The sequence below is a fragment of the Enterobacter sp. CC120223-11 genome (assembly GCF_900215375.1).
Classification (GTDB): domain Bacteria; phylum Pseudomonadota; class Gammaproteobacteria; order Enterobacterales; family Enterobacteriaceae; genus Scandinavium.
In genome coordinates this window covers 1-16,857 of record NZ_OBEF01000009.1, presented here as the reverse complement: position 1 = coordinate 16,857, position 16,857 = coordinate 1, and the positions used below count along the sequence as shown (strand labels likewise).

The 16,857-nt window shown below is 55.4% G+C and carries 17 protein-coding genes and 1 tRNA gene; 10 read left to right on the top strand and 8 right to left on the bottom strand.

The window, feature by feature from the left end:
• The first annotated feature begins 42 nt into the window (after positions 1-42).
• The 6 genes from cysP (at position 43) to pdxK (ending at position 5,723) form a co-directional block, all read left to right on the top strand.
• A complete protein-coding gene (gene cysP, locus CRO87_RS12070; RefSeq protein WP_097163191.1) occupies positions 43-1,056 on the top strand; it encodes a thiosulfate ABC transporter substrate-binding protein CysP in 1,014 nt (337 codons plus the stop codon).
• Positions 1,056-1,889 carry a sulfate/thiosulfate ABC transporter permease CysT gene (cysT, locus tag CRO87_RS12065; RefSeq protein WP_097163190.1) on the top strand — a complete coding sequence of 278 codons (834 nt, stop codon included), beginning with the start codon at positions 1,056-1,058 and terminating at the stop codon, positions 1,887-1,889. Before cysP ends, cysT begins: the two co-directional genes overlap by 1 nt.
• The gene (gene cysW, locus CRO87_RS12060; protein ID WP_097163189.1) at positions 1,889-2,764 is read left to right on the top strand and encodes a sulfate/thiosulfate ABC transporter permease CysW; all 876 of its coding nucleotides are present in this window, start codon (positions 1,889-1,891) and stop codon (positions 2,762-2,764) included. Before cysT ends, cysW begins: the two co-directional genes overlap by 1 nt.
• Positions 2,754-3,848 (top strand): sulfate/thiosulfate ABC transporter ATP-binding protein CysA, encoded by a 1,095-nt coding sequence (gene cysA / locus CRO87_RS12055; RefSeq protein WP_097163188.1) that lies wholly within the window; start codon positions 2,754-2,756, stop codon positions 3,846-3,848. The genes cysW and cysA overlap by 11 nt, the downstream gene beginning before the upstream one ends.
• A 121-nt stretch (positions 3,849-3,969) precedes the next feature.
• Complete coding sequence (gene cysM / locus CRO87_RS12050; RefSeq protein WP_097163187.1) at positions 3,970-4,881, top strand: cysteine synthase CysM; 912 nt, start codon at positions 3,970-3,972, stop codon at positions 4,879-4,881.
• A 5-nt stretch (positions 4,882-4,886) separates the two neighbouring features.
• Positions 4,887-5,723, top strand: coding sequence for a pyridoxine/pyridoxal/pyridoxamine kinase (gene pdxK, locus CRO87_RS12045; protein WP_097163186.1), 837 nt, complete (start codon positions 4,887-4,889; stop codon positions 5,721-5,723).
• A 63-nt stretch (positions 5,724-5,786) separates the two neighbouring features.
• Here pdxK and crr read toward each other — a convergent pair whose 3' ends face one another.
• The 5 genes from crr to cysZ all read right to left on the bottom strand — a co-directional run bounded on the left by crr (position 5,787) and on the right by cysZ (position 10,644).
• Positions 5,787-6,296, bottom strand: coding sequence for a PTS glucose transporter subunit IIA (crr, locus tag CRO87_RS12040; protein ID WP_000522253.1), 510 nt, complete (start codon positions 6,294-6,296; stop codon positions 5,787-5,789).
• 40 nt (positions 6,297-6,336) lie between these two features.
• On the bottom strand, positions 6,337-8,064 hold the full coding sequence (gene ptsI / locus CRO87_RS12035; RefSeq protein WP_097163185.1) for a phosphoenolpyruvate-protein phosphotransferase PtsI: 1,728 nt from the start codon (positions 8,062-8,064) through the stop codon (positions 6,337-6,339).
• A 44-nt stretch (positions 8,065-8,108) separates the two neighbouring features.
• Complete coding sequence (gene ptsH / locus CRO87_RS12030) at positions 8,109-8,366, bottom strand: phosphocarrier protein Hpr (protein ID WP_004960145.1); 258 nt, start codon at positions 8,364-8,366, stop codon at positions 8,109-8,111.
• 378 nt (positions 8,367-8,744) lie between these two features.
• Positions 8,745-9,716: a cysteine synthase A gene (gene cysK / locus CRO87_RS12025; RefSeq protein ID WP_097163184.1), complete on the bottom strand. Its 972-nt coding sequence runs from the start codon at positions 9,714-9,716 to the stop codon at positions 8,745-8,747.
• 172 nt (positions 9,717-9,888) lie between these two features.
• Positions 9,889-10,644 carry a sulfate transporter CysZ gene (cysZ, locus tag CRO87_RS12015; protein WP_097163182.1) on the bottom strand — a complete coding sequence of 252 codons (756 nt, stop codon included), beginning with the start codon at positions 10,642-10,644 and terminating at the stop codon, positions 9,889-9,891.
• A gap of 229 nt (positions 10,645-10,873) precedes the next feature.
• Between cysZ and zipA the strand changes: the two genes are divergently transcribed.
• From zipA to CRO87_RS11995, 3 genes are all read left to right on the top strand, one after another.
• Positions 10,874-11,887 carry a cell division protein ZipA gene (gene zipA, locus CRO87_RS12005; protein WP_176504305.1) on the top strand — a complete coding sequence of 338 codons (1,014 nt, stop codon included), beginning with the start codon at positions 10,874-10,876 and terminating at the stop codon, positions 11,885-11,887.
• A gap of 69 nt (positions 11,888-11,956) precedes the next feature.
• A complete protein-coding gene (gene ligA, locus CRO87_RS12000; protein ID WP_097163180.1) occupies positions 11,957-13,972 on the top strand; it encodes an NAD-dependent DNA ligase LigA in 2,016 nt (671 codons plus the stop codon).
• Between the two features lies 1 nt (position 13,973).
• The gene (locus CRO87_RS11995) at positions 13,974-14,192 is read left to right on the top strand and encodes a DUF3820 family protein (RefSeq protein ID WP_097163179.1); all 219 of its coding nucleotides are present in this window, start codon (positions 13,974-13,976) and stop codon (positions 14,190-14,192) included.
• Here the strand turns inward: CRO87_RS11995 and CRO87_RS11990 are convergent.
• A complete protein-coding gene (locus CRO87_RS11990) occupies positions 14,189-15,187 on the bottom strand; it encodes a bile acid:sodium symporter family protein (RefSeq protein ID WP_097163178.1) in 999 nt (332 codons plus the stop codon). The genes CRO87_RS11995 and CRO87_RS11990 overlap by 4 nt on opposite strands.
• 90 nt (positions 15,188-15,277) lie before the next feature.
• Here CRO87_RS11990 and CRO87_RS11985 point away from each other — a divergent pair, with 90 nt between their 5' ends.
• On the top strand, positions 15,278-16,204 hold the full coding sequence (locus CRO87_RS11985) for a LysR family transcriptional regulator (protein ID WP_097163177.1): 927 nt from the start codon (positions 15,278-15,280) through the stop codon (positions 16,202-16,204).
• Here the strand turns inward: CRO87_RS11985 and CRO87_RS11980 are convergent.
• Both CRO87_RS11980 and CRO87_RS11975 read right to left on the bottom strand, forming a co-directional pair.
• On the bottom strand, positions 16,195-16,539 hold the full coding sequence (locus CRO87_RS11980) for a FlxA-like family protein (protein WP_097163176.1): 345 nt from the start codon (positions 16,537-16,539) through the stop codon (positions 16,195-16,197). The two genes, CRO87_RS11985 and CRO87_RS11980, sit on opposite strands and share 10 nt — an antisense overlap.
• A 242-nt stretch (positions 16,540-16,781) precedes the next feature.
• Positions 16,782-16,857 (bottom strand) — tRNA-Lys (locus CRO87_RS11975).

Genomic DNA, 16,857 nt, shown 5'->3' with positions numbered 1-16,857 from the left:
ATGATGACCATAAGATAGTCATTATTTTGATAAGGGTGCGCAATGGTCGTTACATCACTGAAAAAAGGAACGCTGGCGCTGGGCGCTTTGCTGCTGGCGACGCAGGTTCAGGCAACTGAACTCCTGAACAGCTCCTACGACGTTTCCCGCGAGCTGTTTGCTGCCCTGAATCCGTCGTTTGAACAGCAGTGGGCGAAAGAGAACGGTGGCGATAAGCTGACGATCAAACAGTCCCACGCCGGTTCCTCCAAACAGGCGCTGGCGATTTTGCAGGGCCTGAAGGCGGACGTGGTGACCTACAATCAGGTGACCGACGTGCAAATCCTGCATGACAAAGGCAACCTGATCCCGGCCGACTGGCAGAGCCGTCTGCCGAATAACAGCTCGCCGTTCTATTCGACCATGGCGTTCCTGGTGCGCAAAGGCAACCCGAAGAATATTCATGACTGGAACGATCTGGTTCGCACAGACGTACAGCTGATTTTCCCGAATCCAAAAACCTCCGGTAACGGGCGTTACACCTATCTCGCCGCCTGGGGCGCAGCCGCCAAAGCCGACGGCAACGATAACGCTAAAACCCAGCAATTCATGACGCAGTTCCTGAAAAACGTGCAGGTGTTCGACACCGGCGGCCGCGGCGCAACCACCACCTTCGTTGAACGTGGACTCGGCGATGTGCTGATCACCTTTGAATCCGAAGTGAACAACATTCGTAAACAGTATGCTGACCAGGGCTTCGAAGTGGTGGTCCCGAAAACGAACATCCTCGCGGAGTTCCCGGTGACATGGGTGGACAAAAACGTAAAAGCCAACGGCACGGAAAAAGCCGCTAAGGCCTACCTGACCTGGCTCTACAGCCCACAGGCGCAAACCGTCATCACCGATTACTACTACCGCGTGAACAACCCGGAAGTGATGGATAAGCTGAAAGACAAATTCCCGCAGACCGATCTGTTCCGCGTGGAAGATCAGTTTGGTTCCTGGCCGCAGGCTATGAAGACGCATTTCGCCAGCGGCGGCGAGCTGGATAAGCTGTTAGCGGCGGGGCATAAGTAATGTTTGCGGCGGCTTCCCGGCGCGTGCTGCCGGGTTTTACCCTCAGTCTCGGCACCAGCCTGCTGTTTGTGTGCCTGATTCTGCTGCTGCCGCTTAGCGCGCTGGTGATGCAGCTGGCGCAGATGAGCTGGGCGCAGTACTGGGAGGTTATCACCAATCCTCAGGTGGTTGCGGCCTACAAAGTCACGCTGCTGTCGGCGTTTGTGGCATCCATCTTTAACGGCGTGTTCGGTTTGCTGATGGCGTGGATCCTGACGCGCTACCGCTTCCCGGGCCGCACATTGCTCGACGCGCTGATGGATTTACCCTTCGCGCTGCCGACGGCGGTAGCGGGCCTGACGCTCGCCTCGCTGTTTTCCGTGAACGGCTTCTACGGTGAATGGCTGGCGAAGTTTGATATCAAAGTGACTTACACCTGGCTTGGTATCGCCGTGGCGATGGCCTTCACCAGCATTCCGTTCGTGGTGCGAACTGTTCAGCCTGTGCTGGAAGAGCTGGGGCCGGAATATGAAGAAGCGGCGGAAACGCTCGGTGCCACGCGTATTCAGAGCTTCCGCAAAGTAGTGCTGCCGGAGCTTTCTCCTGCGCTGCTGGCGGGGATTGCGCTGTCGTTCACTCGCAGTCTCGGCGAGTTCGGCGCGGTGATTTTTATCGCCGGCAACATCGCCTGGAAAACGGAAGTGACCTCGCTGATGATTTTCGTGCGTTTGCAGGAGTTTGACTATCCGGCGGCGAGCGCGATTGCGTCGGTCATTCTGGCGGCATCGCTGCTGCTGCTGTTTTCCATCAACACCCTGCAAAGTCGCTTTGGTCGACGTGTGGTAGGTCACTAATGGCGGAAGTTACGCAATTGAAACGCTATGACGCGCCCCGCATCAACTGGGGAAAATGGTTTCTGATTGGTACCGGGCTGCTGGTTTCGGCCTTTATTCTGCTGGTGCCGATGATTTATATCTTCGTGCAGGCGTTCAGCAAAGGGCTGATGCCGGTGCTGCAAAACCTGGCCGACCCGGACATGCTGCACGCCATCTGGCTGACGGTGATGATTGCGTTGATCACCGTGCCGGTGAACCTGGTGTTCGGCACGCTGCTGGCCTGGCTGGTGACGCGCTTTAACTTCCCCGGCCGTCAGCTGCTGCTGACGCTGCTGGATATTCCTTTTGCGGTTTCGCCCGTGGTGGCGGGGCTGGTGTATCTGCTGTTCTACGGCTCGAATGGTCCGCTCGGTGGCTGGCTGGATGAGCACAATCTTCAGGTTATGTTTGCCTGGCCGGGCATGGTGCTGGCGACGATTTTCGTCACCTGTCCGTTCGTGGTGCGTGAACTGGTGCCGGTGATGCTGAGTCAGGGCAGCAATGAAGATGAAGCGGCTATTCTGCTTGGCGCGTCCGGCTGGCAGATGTTCCGCCGGGTGACTTTGCCGAACATTCGCTGGGCGCTGCTGTACGGCGTGGTGCTGACTAACGCCCGCGCGATTGGTGAGTTTGGTGCGGTTTCGGTGGTGTCCGGCTCGATTCGCGGTGAAACGCTGTCGCTGCCGTTGCAGATTGAATTACTCGAGCAGGATTACAACACGGTCGGTTCCTTTACCGCCGCGGCCCTGCTGACGTTAATGGCTATTTTGACCCTGTTTTTGAAGAGTGTGGTGCAGTGGCGCCTGGAAAATCAGGAAAAACGCGCGCATCAGGAGAAGCATCATGAGCATTGAAATTGCCAGCATTAAGAAGTCGTTTGGTCGCACCCAGGTGCTGAATGATATCTCTCTGGACATTCCGTCCGGCCAGATGGTGGCGCTGCTCGGGCCTTCCGGATCCGGCAAAACCACGCTGCTGCGCATTATTGCCGGGCTGGAGCATCAGACCAGCGGGCAAATTCGCTTCCACGGCACCGACGTCAGCCGCCTGCATGCCCGCGATCGCAAAGTCGGCTTTGTGTTCCAGCACTACGCGCTGTTCCGCCACATGACGGTGTTCGACAACATTGCGTTCGGCCTGACGGTGCTGCCGCGGCGTGAGCGCCCGAATGCGGCGCAAATCAAAGCGAAAGTGACCCAATTACTGGAAATGGTTCAGCTGGCGCATCTGGCGGATCGTTTTCCTGCTCAGCTTTCCGGCGGGCAGAAACAGCGCGTGGCGCTGGCACGCGCCCTGGCCGTCGAGCCACAAATTCTGCTGCTGGATGAGCCGTTCGGCGCGCTGGATGCCCAGGTGCGTAAAGAACTGCGCCGCTGGCTGCGTCAGCTTCACGAAGAGCTGAAATTCACCAGTGTGTTCGTGACCCACGATCAGGAAGAGGCGATGGAAGTTGCCGACCGCGTGGTGGTGATGAGCCAGGGCAATATCGAACAGGTAGATGCCCCGGAACAGGTCTGGCGCGAACCTGCAACCCGCTTCGTGCTGGAGTTTATGGGCGAAGTGAACCGCCTGAAAGGCACCGTCCGCGGCGGGCAGTTCCACGTTGGCGCGCACCGCTGGCCGCTTGGCTACACGCCTGCTTATCAGGGGCCGGTTGATCTGTTCCTCCGCCCCTGGGAAGTGGACGTGAGCCGCCGTACCAGCCTCGACTCGCCATTGCCGGTACAAGTGCTGGAAGCTAGTCCGAAAGGCCACTACACGCAGCTCGTTGTGCAGCCGCTCGGCTGGTATGACGAAACGCTGACCGTTGTCATGCAGGGCGATGACGCCCCACAGCGCGGCGATCGCCTGTTCGTTGGCCTGCAGCATGCTCGCCTTTATGACGGCAAAGATCGGATTGAAAACCGCGAGGAGCTTGCTCTGGCTGAATCTGCCTGATAGGTTTATGGCATCCTGATGTTGCCGGGTGGCGATCTGCTTACCCGGCCTACAAGAAAATGCATGGTTTTGTAGGCCCGGTAAGCACAGCGCCACCGGGCTTTTTTATTGGAATGCAGAAGTGACAACACTCGAACACACCATCGGCAATACGCCTCTGGTCAAACTCCAGCGCCTGATGCCCGATAACGGCAGTGAAATCTGGGTCAAGCTTGAGGGCAACAACCCCGCAGGTTCCGTCAAAGATCGTGCTGCGCTTTCCATGATTGTCCAGGCGGAAATACGTGGTGAAATTAAGCCTGGCGACGTGCTGATTGAGGCGACCAGCGGCAATACCGGCATTGCGCTGGCGATGATCGCGGCGCTGAAAGGCTATCGTATGAAGCTGCTGATGCCTGACAACATGAGTCAGGAGCGCAGAGCCGCAATGCGAGCCTACGGCGCTGAACTGATACTCGTCAGCAAAGAGCAGGGCATGGAGGGCGCACGCGATCTGGCGCTTGAGATGGCTAAGCGCGGCGAAGGCAAGCTCCTCGATCAGTTTAACAACCCTGATAACCCCTACGCACACTACACCACCACCGGGCCGGAAATCTGGCAGCAAACCTCGCAGCGAATCACGCATTTCGTTTCCAGCATGGGGACAACGGGCACCATCACCGGCGTTTCTCGTTTTCTTCGCGAACAGGACAAACCGGTGACCATCGTCGGGCTGCAGCCGGAAGAGGGCAGCAGCATTCCGGGGATTCGCCGCTGGCCTGCGGAATATATGCCCGGAATTTATAATGCCACTCTGGTGGATGAGGTCATGGATATTCATCAGCGCGATGCGGAAAATACCATGCGCGAACTGGCGGTGCGGGAAGGCATTTTCTGCGGCGTGAGTTCCGGTGGTGCTGTCGCGGGTGCGCTGCGGGTGGCGAAGGCCAATCCAGGTGCGGTTGTGGTCGCCATCATCTGCGATCGTGGCGATCGTTATCTGTCGACCGGCGTATTTGGTGAAGAGAGTTACAATCAGGGAGCGGGAATTTAACTGGCATGGATATGATTCTTTTTCGGGATAAAACCCGGGCGCAGCAGGCTGACATTGTGGCCGTGCAGTCTCAGGTTGTATATGGCAGCGTCGGCAACAGCGTGGCGGTGCCGAATATTAAGCAGCATCATCTGAACGTGCTGGCAGTGCCGACGGTCCTGTTCAGCAACACGCCGCATTACGACACCTTCTACGGCGGGGTGATCCCCGATGAGTGGTTCAGCGGTTATCTGCGGGCGCTGGAAGAGCGCGATGCGCTGCGTGAGCTGAAAGCCGTGACAACGGGCTATATGGGGAGCGCCAGCCAGATCGCTATCCTGGCCGAATGGTTGAAGGCCATTCGCGAAAAGCATCCGCAGATAATGATTCTCGTCGACCCGGTCATCGGTGATACCGACAGCGGCGTGTACGTGAAGCCTGAAATTCCGGCTGCATACTGCGAGCATCTGCTGCCGCTGGCACAGGGGATTACGCCAAACGTCTTCGAGCTTGGCGTGTTAAGCGGCAAGCCGTGCGATACGTTGGATGAAGCCATTGCCGCTGCAAAAGGGCTGCTTTCTGACACCCTGAAATGGGTGGCGATCACCAGTGCCCCGGTTCCCGATGACAACGATATTCACGTAGTACTGGTTACTGAAGAGAGCGTGGATATCAGCGGCTGGCCGCGCGTAGCAACTGATTTAAAAGGAACAGGCGATCTGTTCTGCTCGGAGCTAATAAGCCGTGTTGTGCAGGGAAAAACCTTGCAGGAGGCCGTGCATGCAGCCGGAAGTCGCGTCGTTGAGGTGATGGATTACACGCTGGAAAAAGGCTATGACGAGCTGATTTTGCCGCCGCGCTAATCACAATATGCAGAAACGAAAATGGCGCCCGAAGGCGCCATTTTTCTATTCATGCGGCATCAATTATTTTTTGATGCGGATAACCGGGGTTTCACCAACGGTCACGCTACCGGACAGTTTGATCAGCTCTTTGATCTCGTCCATGTTGGAGATAACAACCGGGGTCAGGGTAGACTTGGCTTTCTCTTCCAGCAGTGGCAGATCGAACTCGATCACCGGGTCGCCAACTTTAACGCGCTGGCCTTCTTCTGCAATACGTTTGAAACCTTCGCCTTTCAGTTCAACGGTGTCGATACCGAAGTGAACGAACAGCTCAATACCACTGTCGGACTCGATAGAGAACGCGTGGTTGGTTTCAAAGATTTTACCGATGGTACCGTCAACCGGCGCAACCATTTTGTTGCCGGTCGGTTTGATAGCAATGCCATCGCCCACGATTTTCTCAGCAAAAACTACATCCGGCACGTCTTCGATGTTGACGATTTCGCCAGACAGCGGAGCAACAATCTCAATAGTTCCGGTGTCTTTCTTATCATCAGAAACCAGAGATTTCAGTTTATCGAACAAACCCATGATCTTCTCCTAAGCAGTAATTTGGGCCGCATCTCGTGGATTAGCAGATTGTTTTTTCTTCAATGAACTTGTTAACCAGCGTCATTAACTCGTCCGTTGTCGGTTGAGCAAGAGCCTGCTCTGCTAATACCTTCGCATCTTCGAAGTTCGTGTTACGGATAATCTTCTTAATGCGCGGGATGGAAATGGCGCTCATAGAGAATTCGTCCAGACCCATACCCAGCAACAGAAGTGTAGCACGTTCATCGCCTGCAAGCTCACCACACATGCCAGTCCACTTACCTTCAGCATGAGAAGCATCAATAACTTGCTTGATAAGCGTCAGGACGGACGGCGACATTGGCTGGTAGAGATGCGAAATCATATCATTACCACGGTCAACTGCCAGGGTGTACTGCGTTAAATCATTGGTACCGATACTAAAGAAATCAACTTCTTTCGCCAGATGACGGGCAATGGTCGCCGCGGCTGGGGTTTCCACCATCACGCCGATTTCGATTGCTTCGTCAAAGGCTTTACCTTCGTCACGCAGTTCCTGTTTGTAGATTTCGATCTCTTTGCGCAGGGCGCGAACTTCTTCAACAGAGATGATCATCGGGAACATGATGCGCAGTTTACCGAAAGCGGATGCACGCAGGATAGCGCGGACCTGATCGCGCAGGATCTCTTTACGATCCATAGCGATACGGATTGCACGCCAGCCCAGGAACGGGTTCTCTTCTTTCGGGAAGTTCATGTACGGCAGCTCTTTGTCGCCACCGATGTCCATGGTACGGACGATAACTGCCTGGGAGCCGCAGGCTTCAGCCACAGCTTTGTACGCGGCAAACTGCTCTTCTTCTGTAGGCAGAGAGTCGCGGTCCATGAACAGGAATTCTGTACGATACAGGCCGACACCTTCAGCGCCATTGCGCTCTGCACCGTCGATATCACGTACGGTACCGATGTTGGCACAGACTTCAACCTGATGGCCGTCGAGAGTGATAGCCGGCAGATCTTTCAGTTTTGCCAGTTCAGCTTTCTCTTCAGCAACCTGGGTCTGAATCTTACGCAGGGCTTCGATCTCGTCGTTGGTCGGGTTAACGTAAACTTTGTTGTTAACCGCGTCGAGGATCAGGTAGTCGCCGTTTTTGACTTCAGAGGTCACGCTACCGGTGCCCACGATCGCTGGCAGTTCAAGAGAACGCGCCATGATAGAGGTGTGGGAGGTACGGCCGCCGATGTCGGTGATGAAACCCAGCACCTTGTTCAGGTTCAGCTGTGCGGTTTCAGATGGCGTCAGGTCTTTGGCGACCAGGATAACTTCATCCTGAATGGCGCTCAGATCGATGATGGCGAGGCCGAGGATGTTGCGCAGCAGGCGCTTACCGATGTCACGTACGTCAGCCGCACGCTCTTTCAGGTATTCATCATCCAGCTCTTCCAGGGCAGTTGCCTGACCTTCGATAACCTCATGGGCTGCTGCATCAGCAGTCATGTGTTTATCTTTAATCAGGGCTATGATTTCCTGCTCCAGCTCCTCATCTTCCAGCAACATAATGTGGCCTTCGAAGATGGCTTCTTTTTCTTCGCCGAACGTTTCGCCAGCTTTTGTCTTGATAGCTTCCAGCTGAACGGACGCCTTAGAACGACCACTCAGAAAGCGTTCAACTTCCTGGTCGACGCTGTCGGCAGAAATTTTCTTCCGGTCGATGACAATCTCATCTTCAATCAGCAGCAGTGCTTTGCCGAAAGCGATACCCGGGGATGCTAAAATGCCTGAAATCATAACCCTACCTTACTTGTGACTGATTTTTAAGAGAACTCGTGAACTTACTCGAGTTCAGCCATCAGTTTAACCAGATGCTCAACTGCTTTCTGCTCGTCTTCGCCTTCTGCAGAAATGGTCACCACGGTGCCCTGAGTCAGACCCAGAGTCTGCAGTTTGAACAGGCTTTTAGCGCTGGCGCTTTTGCCGTTGGAGGTCACGGTGATCTCGGAAGCGAAGCCTTTAGCTTCTTTAACAAACTGAGCGGCAGGGCGGGTGTGCAGACCGTTCGGAGCGGTAATGGTAACTTCTTGCTGGAACATTATATTTCCCCAACTTATAGGTTTAGTGTTGTGGAACTAAAGTCTAGCCTGGCGGCTACACTTTAGCCTGTATAGATTAGCGCCGGCGGATACGAAACGACGCAGAAGGTCTGACGCAATCCTGGCAGGCACTTCTGGCCTGTGACGTTTAGCTCGTCATTAAACATTATGCAGCGAAAGCAAGACTTGAACCAAATCATAAAATCGATTCAGCAAGCGGAAATCCTGAACTGAATAATTTCGCGCATCAAAATAAATGTGATGGTTAAATACCAGACCCGACGGGGGGAAGCAATGCCAGGTGGGCTAAAAGTATGACGGATGCCACAAAAAAGCACCCTGGAGGGTGCTTTTTTCGTCACTTTTTTACATTTGGCATTACTGTTGCAGTTCTTTTTCAGTGAAGAGATCGGCAAATAATGCGGTGCTTAAGTAACGTTCACCCGAAGAAGGAAGGATAACCACAATCGTCTTGTTGGTAAAGGTTTCATCTTCCTGCAGTTTTAGCGCGGCGGCTACGGCTGCACCGGAGGAAATCCCGGCCAGGATGCCTTCTTCTTCCATCAGACGACGTGCGGTGGAGATGGCTTCGTCATTGGTGATGGTCACGACTTTGTCGATAAGCTTCAGGTCGAGGTTGCCAGGAATGAAACCGGCCCCGATGCCCTGGATTTTGTGAGGGCCAGGCTTGATCTCTTCGCCCGCCAGCGCCTGGGTGATAACCGGGGAATCGGTCGGTTCAACCGCAACGCTAATCAGGTCAGTTTTGCCTTTGGTGCCTTTAATAAAGCGGGACACGCCGGTCAGGGTTCCGCCGGTGCCGACGCCCGCGATAAACACATCCACCTGACCGTCAGTGTCTTCCCAGATCTCTGGGCCGGTGGTTTTTTCGTGAATTTCCGGGTTCGACGGGTTGCTGAACTGCTGCAGCAGCAGGAATTTTTCCGGATTGCTAGCCACAATTTCTTCTGCTTTCTGAATGGCACCTTTCATGCCCTTCGCGCCTTCGGTCAGCACCAGGTTCGCACCCAGCGCTTTCAGGAGCTTACGGCGTTCGATACTCATGGTTTCCGGCATGGTCAGCGTCAGCTTGTAGCCACGCGCGGCAGCGACGTAGGCGAGGGCGATACCAGTATTGCCGCTGGTTGGCTCAACCAGTTCGACACCGGGCTTCAGCACGCCACGTTTTTCGGCATCCCAAATCATGTTGGCACCGATACGGCATTTGACGCTGAAGCTCGGGTTGCGTGATTCCACCTTCGCGAGGATGCGTCCATTACCGATTCGGTTCAGTCGAACCAGCGGCGTATGACCGATTGTCAGCGAGTTATCTTCAAAAATCTTACTCATAGCCCGTCCTTAACTGTCTGAAATTTGGGAAACGACACCAGCATACGCGGATGCACATGATGCGGAAGGAAAGTTTTCGCATATCGATATGCTGATGTGAAATAAAGGTTATCAGTATGGAATAAGGGGTGGCATATGCCACCCCAGATTTACTTTTATATACAGAAGACAATCACTTCCAGAGGGCGTGCTTATCGCGATAGCAGTCGACCCACATCGCCGTGGCACCACAGATTGCCACGGGCAGGATGACCAGATTGAGGATGGGGATCATCGTAAACAGGCTGGTCAGTGCGCCAAACTGCATGTTGGTGACCTTGCGGGCACGAAGCGCTTCCCGCATGGTTTTGAACGGCACTTTATGGTTGTCGAAAGGATAGTCGCAGTACTGGATAGCCATCATCCATGCGCTGAACAGGAACCAGAGTACAGGGGCCACCGTCTGGCCAATTCCGGGAATAAAGTAGAGCGCCAGCAGCACCACCGCGCGAGGGAGATACCACGCCAGCTTCTGCCATTCACGCTTCATTATACGTGGCACATCTTTCATTATGCCGAGCATGCCGGTGTCCGGCGGTGTGGCGCCCGTCAGGCGTGCTTCAAGCTGTTCCGCCAGCAGCCCGCTGAACGGCGCGGCAATCCAGTTGGTGATGGTAGAGAATAAATAGCCGAATACCAGCAGCACCGAAATCACTGCAATCGGCCACAGCAGATAGCTGAGCCACTGCAGCCAGTCCGGCACGTGGCTCATCATCGCCGGGATCCAGTTGCCCAGTTCACTGAACAGCCACCAGAAGGCGCCGCCCATCAGGATGATATTGACCAGCAGCGGCATAAAAACATAGCGGCGAAGGCCCGGCAGGCGGATAAGCTTCCAGCCCTGTGAAAAGTAATAGACGCCACTACGGGGTGCAGATGAGGAAACCATGGTCAGGGGAGACTCCTTTTATAAAATCCTGGTGGTTGCGCGAGTATACTATCGGCTTGTCAGGAAAGAATCAGTTCAGAAATGTTCGAAAAAACAGCAAAAAGCACGATTTAGTTCATCTTTATCGTCCGATTTCCGGGTACGCACTTGCACTTGACGTAATGGGCAAATACTCTTAGTGAGTAAATGTTTGCCGTGGTGGCAAGGTGTTAGAACAACAGAGAATATAATGATGCAGGATTTGCGTCTGATATTAATCATTGTTGGCGCGATCGCCATAATTGCACTGCTGGTTCATGGTTTCTGGACCAGCCGCAAAGAACGTTCCTCGATGTTCCGCGATCGCCCGATGAAACGGATGAAATCACGTCATGACGATGAGTCGGATGACGACGGTTTCGATGACGATGCTGAAGGCGTGGGTGAAGTTCGCGTTCATCGGGTGAATCCTGCCCAGAACCCGAATGCCGCAGAGCATGATGCCAATCGCCAGGCACCGCAGCATCAGTACCAGCCGCCCTATGAGCGTCAGGTACAACAGCCTGTGCGCCATGAGGAGCCGGCTCGTCAGCCCGTTCAGCCACAGGAGCAACCCGTGCGTCAGCAGCCTGTGCATCAGGCTCCGGTTCAGCCGCCTGTGGAACCCCAGCATGTGCCGCCACAGCAGCCTGCGACACCACAGTATCAGCAGCCCGTTCAGCAACCTGTAGCGCAACCTCAGCAGCCTGTCGTTGCCGAGCCGCAGCCTGTTGCCGCACCACAGCCTGCGCCAGAAGCCAAGCCTGTTGTCGCAGAAGAGCCTCAGCCTGCAAAAGCCGAACGCAAAGAGACGGTGATTGTGCTGAGCGTGGCCGCGCACCAGGGGTCGTTTATCAACGGCGAACTGCTGCGTAACAGCGTAGAGCAGTCCGGGTTTGTCTTTGGCGACATGAATATCTATCACCGCCATCTGAATCCTGGCGGCGGTGGTCCGGCGTTGTTCAGCCTTGCCAATATGGTGAAGCCTGGCACCTTCGACCCGGAAAATATGGCCGATATGCAAACGCCTGGCGTCACCATCTTTATGCAGGTGCCGTCCTACGGCGATGAGCTGCAAAACTTCAAACTGATGCTCCAGTCTGCGCAGTACATCGCAGATGAAGTGGGTGGCGTGGTGCTTGATGACCAGCGCCGCATGATTACGCCACAGAAAGTGCGTGAGTATCAGGATCGTATCCGCGAAGTGAAAGACGCCAACGCCTGATAGCCTTGTGTGTCGCAACCCCTTCTGAACCCCCGCCTGTCGGGGGTTTTTTATCATTGATGGTGAGATATGCAATCAATCGAACAACAGCTGACAGACCTGCGAACCACGCTTCGCCATCACGAATACCTCTATCACGTAATGGATGCACCGGAAGTGCCGGATGCCGAATACGATCGGCTGATGCGCGAACTGCGTGAGCTTGAGGCGCAACACCCCGAACTCATTACGCCTGATTCACCGACACAGCGCGTGGGCGCGGCGCCGCTGGCTTCGTTCAGCCAAATCCGTCATGAAGTGCCAATGCTCTCGCTGGATAACGTCTTTGATGAAGAGAGCTTCGTTGCCTTTAACAAACGCGTGCAGGACAGGCTGAAAAGCACCGATGCGCTGACTTACTGCTGCGAACTGAAGCTTGATGGCCTCGCGGTCAGCATTCTGTATGAGAACGGGGTACTGATTCAGGCGGCGACCCGCGGTGACGGTACAACCGGCGAAGATATTACCGCCAACGTGCGTACCATTCGCGCCATTCCGTTGAAGCTGCGCGGCGACAACATTCCGGCCCGTCTGGAAGTGCGTGGTGAAGTCTTCCTGCCACAGGCGGGCTTTGAAAAAATCAATGACGATGCGCGTCGCACAGGTGGCAAGCTGTTCGCTAACCCACGAAACGCCGCAGCAGGTTCGTTGCGTCAGCTTGACCCACGCATTACGGCGAAGCGACCGCTTACTTTCTTCTGCTATGGCGTTGGCGTGCTGGAAGGCGGTGAGCTGCCGCGCAGCCATCTGGGCCGTCTCCAGCAGTTCAAAGCCTGGGGCCTGCCCGTCAGCAACCGCGTGAAGCTGTGCAGTTCCCCGGAGGAAGTACTCGCTTACTACCACAAGGTTGAAGAGGACCGCCCGACGCTGGGGTTCGACATCGACGGCGTGGTGATTAAGGTTGATTCGCTCGATCTGCAGGAACAGCTGGGCTTTGTGGCCCGTGCACCTCGCTGGGCGGTGGCATTCAAGTTCCCTGCGCAGGAGCAAATGACCTTTGTACGCGACGTGGAGTTTCAAGTGGGGCGCACCGGGGCGATAACGCCCGTTGCCCGTCTGGAGCCTGTGCAGGTTGCGGGGGTGCTGGTGAGCAACGCCACGCTGCACAACGCCGATGAAATTGAGCGTCTGGGCCTGCGGATTGGCGACAAAGTGGTGATTCGCCGTGCCGGTGATGTTATTCCGCAGGTGGTGAACGTGGTGCTCTCAGAGCGCCCGGAGGAGACACGCGCCATAGAGTTTCCTGCTCACTGCCCGGTTTGTGGTTCGGACGTTGAACGCGTGGAAGGCGAGGCGGTTACTCGCTGTACCGGCGGCCTGATTTGCGGCGCACAGCGTAAAGAAGCGTTGAAGCACTTTGTTTCCCGCCGTGCGCTGGACGTCGACGGCATGGGCGACAAAATCATCGATCAGCTGGTCGAGAAAGAGTATGTCGACACGCCGGCGGATCTGTTCCGTCTGACGGCAGGCAAGCTCACCGGGCTCGATCGTATGGGACCAAAGTCTGCGCAAAACGTCGTCAGCGCGCTGGAGAAAGCCAAAGAAACAACCTTCGTTCGCTTCCTCTATGCGCTGGGCATTCGTGAAGTTGGCGAGGCTACAGCGGCTGGCCTGGCCTCCCATTTTGGCGCACTGGATGCGCTGGAAAATGCTTCCATCGAAGAGCTGCAAAAAGTGCCGGATGTTGGCATCGTGGTCGCCACGCATGTGTTTAACTTCTTCGCCGAAGAGAGCAACCGCAAAGTGATTCAGCAACTGCAAGCCGAAGGTGTGCACTGGCCAGCGCCGGTAGTGGTTAATGCCGAAGAAATCGACAGCCCGTTTGCCGGTAAAACCGTGGTGCTGACCGGAAGCCTCAGTCAGATGTCACGTGATGATGCGAAAGCCCGACTGGTGGAGCTGGGCGCGAAAGTGGCCGGCAGCGTCTCGAAGAAAACCGATCTGGTTATCGCCGGAGAAGCCGCTGGCTCCAAGCTTGCCAAAGCACAGGAGTTGGGTATTGACGTGATCGACGAAGCAGAAATGCTGCGATTGCTGGGAGCGTAACGTGGAAAAAGAGCAGCTGATTGAGATAGCCAACACGGAGATGCCCTTCGGGAAATACAAAGGGCGGATGCTGATCGATTTGCCGGAGGAGTATCTTCTGTGGTTCGCCCGTAAGGATGAGTTTCCTGCCGGGCGGCTCGGCGAGCTGATGGCTATCACGCTGCTCATTAAAACAGAGGGGCTGACGCATCTGGTTCAGCCCCTGAAGCGCGGTCGTTAGGCCTTCGCTTCACCGGCGGTGCTTTTGGCATGCAGTGCTTCAGTTTGCCGCTTATAGCGCCGGGCCAGCACGGCGCAGACCATCAGCTGGATTTGATGGAAAATCATTAATGGCAGCACCATCATGCCAATCATCGCCGTCGGGAAGAGAATGTTGGCCATCGGAATGCCGTTGGCCAGACTCTTTTTCGAACCGCAGAACACAATCGTAATTTCGTCCGCTTTATTGAATCCGCATTTACGGGCCACCAGGACGTTGATTGCAATGACAATTGCCAGCAGCACGCAGCTCACCACCACGATAAACAGCAGCGATCCCACGCCTACTTTGTGCCAGATGCCATTCACCACCGCTTCGCTGAAGGCGGAGTAAACCACTAACAGAATCGACGTCTGGTCGGTTTTGGAAATCCATTTCTTATTTTTCGCCACCCACGCGGCGGTCCACGGGCGGGACAAGTGCCCCAGCACGAACGGCAACAGCAGCTGAAGCATAATCTTGCCGACCTGCTCCAGGCTGCCTTCCGCGCCGTGAAGATTCATTAACAGGCCAACCAGCAGAGGCGAAATAAAAATACCGAGCAGGCTGGAAGCCGACGCCGAACAGACCGCGGCAGCAACGTTGCCCCCCGCCATGGAGGTAAACGCGATCGCTGACTGCACTGTGGCGGGCAGAATACAGAGATACAGGAAGCCGTTGTATAACGCAGGATCGACATTCACCGGCGCCCAGCGTGCGAAAAGCACACCTAAAACCGGGAACAGAATGAAGGTGCTGCACATCACCCAGAGGTGGAGCCGCCAGTGGCTACCGCCAGCAATGATGGCTTCGCGAGACAGCTTGGCTCCATGCATAAAGAACAGCAGGGCAATGGCTGCGGTGGTCAGCCCTTCAAAAAACGGAACGTAGCCGCCGCGAGCGGGAAACAGCGAGGCGAGCAAAACGGTGCAGATTAGCGTCAGCGTGAAAGGATCAAGAATGCGGAAAAGTTTCATAAACGCTCCTGAAAATACGATGCCGCTATTGTGCTTTTTTCACTTTGAGAAATAAAATTGATTTATTGCATCCATTGATGAATTTATCCCATGAATTATTCACTGCGTCAGTTAAAGGTGTTTATTGCCGTTGCTAAGGCGAAAAGCTTCAGCCGGGCAGGGGAGATGATTGGCCTTAGCCAGTCTGCCGTCAGCCACAGCGTAAAAGAGCTGGAGCAGCAGACAGGCGTGAAATTGCTCGACCGTACGACCCGTGAAGTTTTATTGACCGAGGCCGGGCAGCAGCTGGCGGTGAGGCTTGAGCGGCTGCTTGATGAGCTCAGCAGCACGTTGCGTGAGGCCGGGCGCGTAGGGCAACAGCTAACGGGTACGGTCCGCGTGGCCGCCAGCCAGACGATTTCGGCGCATCTCATCCCCCAGTGTATTGCCGCCAGCAACCGCCGCTATCCGGAGATTGATTTTGTCCTCCACGACCGTCCGCAGCAGTGGGTGCTGGAAAGTATCCGCCAGGGCGAAGTTGATTTCGGGATCGTGATCGATCCGGGAGCCGTCAGCGATTTACAGTGTGAGTCGATTCTCTCGGAGCCCTTTTTTGTGCTGTGCCATCAGGAGCACCCTTTTGCCGGGCAGCCGGAGGTGAGCTGGCAGGCGCTGCAGGGGACGCGTCTGGTATTGCAGGATTATGCCTCTGGCAGCCGCCCGCTGATTGATGCGGCGCTGGCAAACCACAGTATTAGCGCCAGCATCGTTCAGGAAATTGGACATCCCGCGACGCTTTTTCCGATGGTGGAAGCGGGGATCGGCATCAGTATTTTACCGGCGCTGGCTTTACCACTGCCGCAGGGCAGCAGGCTGACGGTGAAACGTCTGACGCCCGTCGTCGAGCGGCAACTGATGCTGGCAAGGCGCAAGAACCGTTCACTTTCGACGGCCGCCCAGGCGCTCTGGGATGTAGTCGGGCAGCAGGCGCAGGCCCTGACTGCCGCCCGTGCGCACGATCCGCTGTATCAGACGTAAATATCGATCTGATGCTCGTCAGACGGTTTATTGACGCCGGTTACCGGTGCTGCTGCCGATTGCTGATCCTGCTCTTTCTCTGCCTGCTGGCGCTGAAGCTGAGCCAGTTGGGCTTCGAGCATCGTGATTTGCTCCTGAATCATCTCTGCCTGTTTTTGCTTTTCATCGGCATCGCCAGGACCATCAGCAATGGTCTTCAGCTGCTGGGTCAGTTTGGTGATTTGCTGTGTGATACGCGTGATTTGCGATGAGATGTCGTTGCCCTGCGGTGCGGCTGTGCTGGTGGTTGTCTGTAATCCAGGGGCAGAAGAAGAGGGCATGGAAATGCTGGTCATCGTGAACGCCTTTCAGGGATGAAAAAAGAGTTATCGGCAAGGCGTAGTGGGAGCTTGAGATAAAAATTAGGGCGAGAAAGGCAGGAATTTGACAGAAGTCGTGCAGGTTATCACTCGTCTCATCCTGAGACTCGCCCTTCGGGTCGCCGTGAGTGGCGATGCAAAATTGTTCCCGACAATTTTGTCTCATCCAGCACGAATCGCGCATAGCAAAAAGGCGCCTTTAGGGCGCCTTTCTACATTGGTGGGTCGTGCAGGATTCGAACCTGCGACCAATTGATTAAAAGTCAACTGCTCTACCAACTGAGCTAACGACCC

Coding starts and splice junctions, on each gene's coding strand:
- pdxK (WP_097163186.1), top strand. CDS start 4,887: ATGGATATGATTCTTTTTCGGGATAAAACCCGGGCGCAGCAGGCTGAC.
- cysA (WP_097163188.1), top strand. CDS start 2,754: ATGAGCATTGAAATTGCCAGCATTAAGAAGTCGTTTGGTCGCACCCAG.
- CRO87_RS11980 (WP_097163176.1), bottom strand. CDS start 16,539: ATGACCAGCATTTCCATGCCCTCTTCTTCTGCCCCTGGATTACAGACA.
- ptsH (WP_004960145.1), bottom strand. CDS start 8,366: ATGTTCCAGCAAGAAGTTACCATTACCGCTCCGAACGGTCTGCACACC.
- cysK (WP_097163184.1), bottom strand. CDS start 9,716: ATGAGTAAGATTTTTGAAGATAACTCGCTGACAATCGGTCATACGCCG.
- zipA (WP_176504305.1), top strand. CDS start 10,874: ATGATGCAGGATTTGCGTCTGATATTAATCATTGTTGGCGCGATCGCC.
- cysZ (WP_097163182.1), bottom strand. CDS start 10,644: ATGGTTTCCTCATCTGCACCCCGTAGTGGCGTCTATTACTTTTCACAG.
- ligA (WP_097163180.1), top strand. CDS start 11,957: ATGCAATCAATCGAACAACAGCTGACAGACCTGCGAACCACGCTTCGC.
- crr (WP_000522253.1), bottom strand. CDS start 6,296: ATGGGTTTGTTCGATAAACTGAAATCTCTGGTTTCTGATGATAAGAAA.
- cysW (WP_097163189.1), top strand. CDS start 1,889: ATGGCGGAAGTTACGCAATTGAAACGCTATGACGCGCCCCGCATCAAC.
- CRO87_RS11990 (WP_097163178.1), bottom strand. CDS start 15,187: ATGAAACTTTTCCGCATTCTTGATCCTTTCACGCTGACGCTAATCTGC.
- CRO87_RS11985 (WP_097163177.1), top strand. CDS start 15,278: ATGAATTATTCACTGCGTCAGTTAAAGGTGTTTATTGCCGTTGCTAAG.
- ptsI (WP_097163185.1), bottom strand. CDS start 8,064: ATGATTTCAGGCATTTTAGCATCCCCGGGTATCGCTTTCGGCAAAGCA.
- cysT (WP_097163190.1), top strand. CDS start 1,056: ATGTTTGCGGCGGCTTCCCGGCGCGTGCTGCCGGGTTTTACCCTCAGT.
- cysP (WP_097163191.1), top strand. CDS start 43: ATGGTCGTTACATCACTGAAAAAAGGAACGCTGGCGCTGGGCGCTTTG.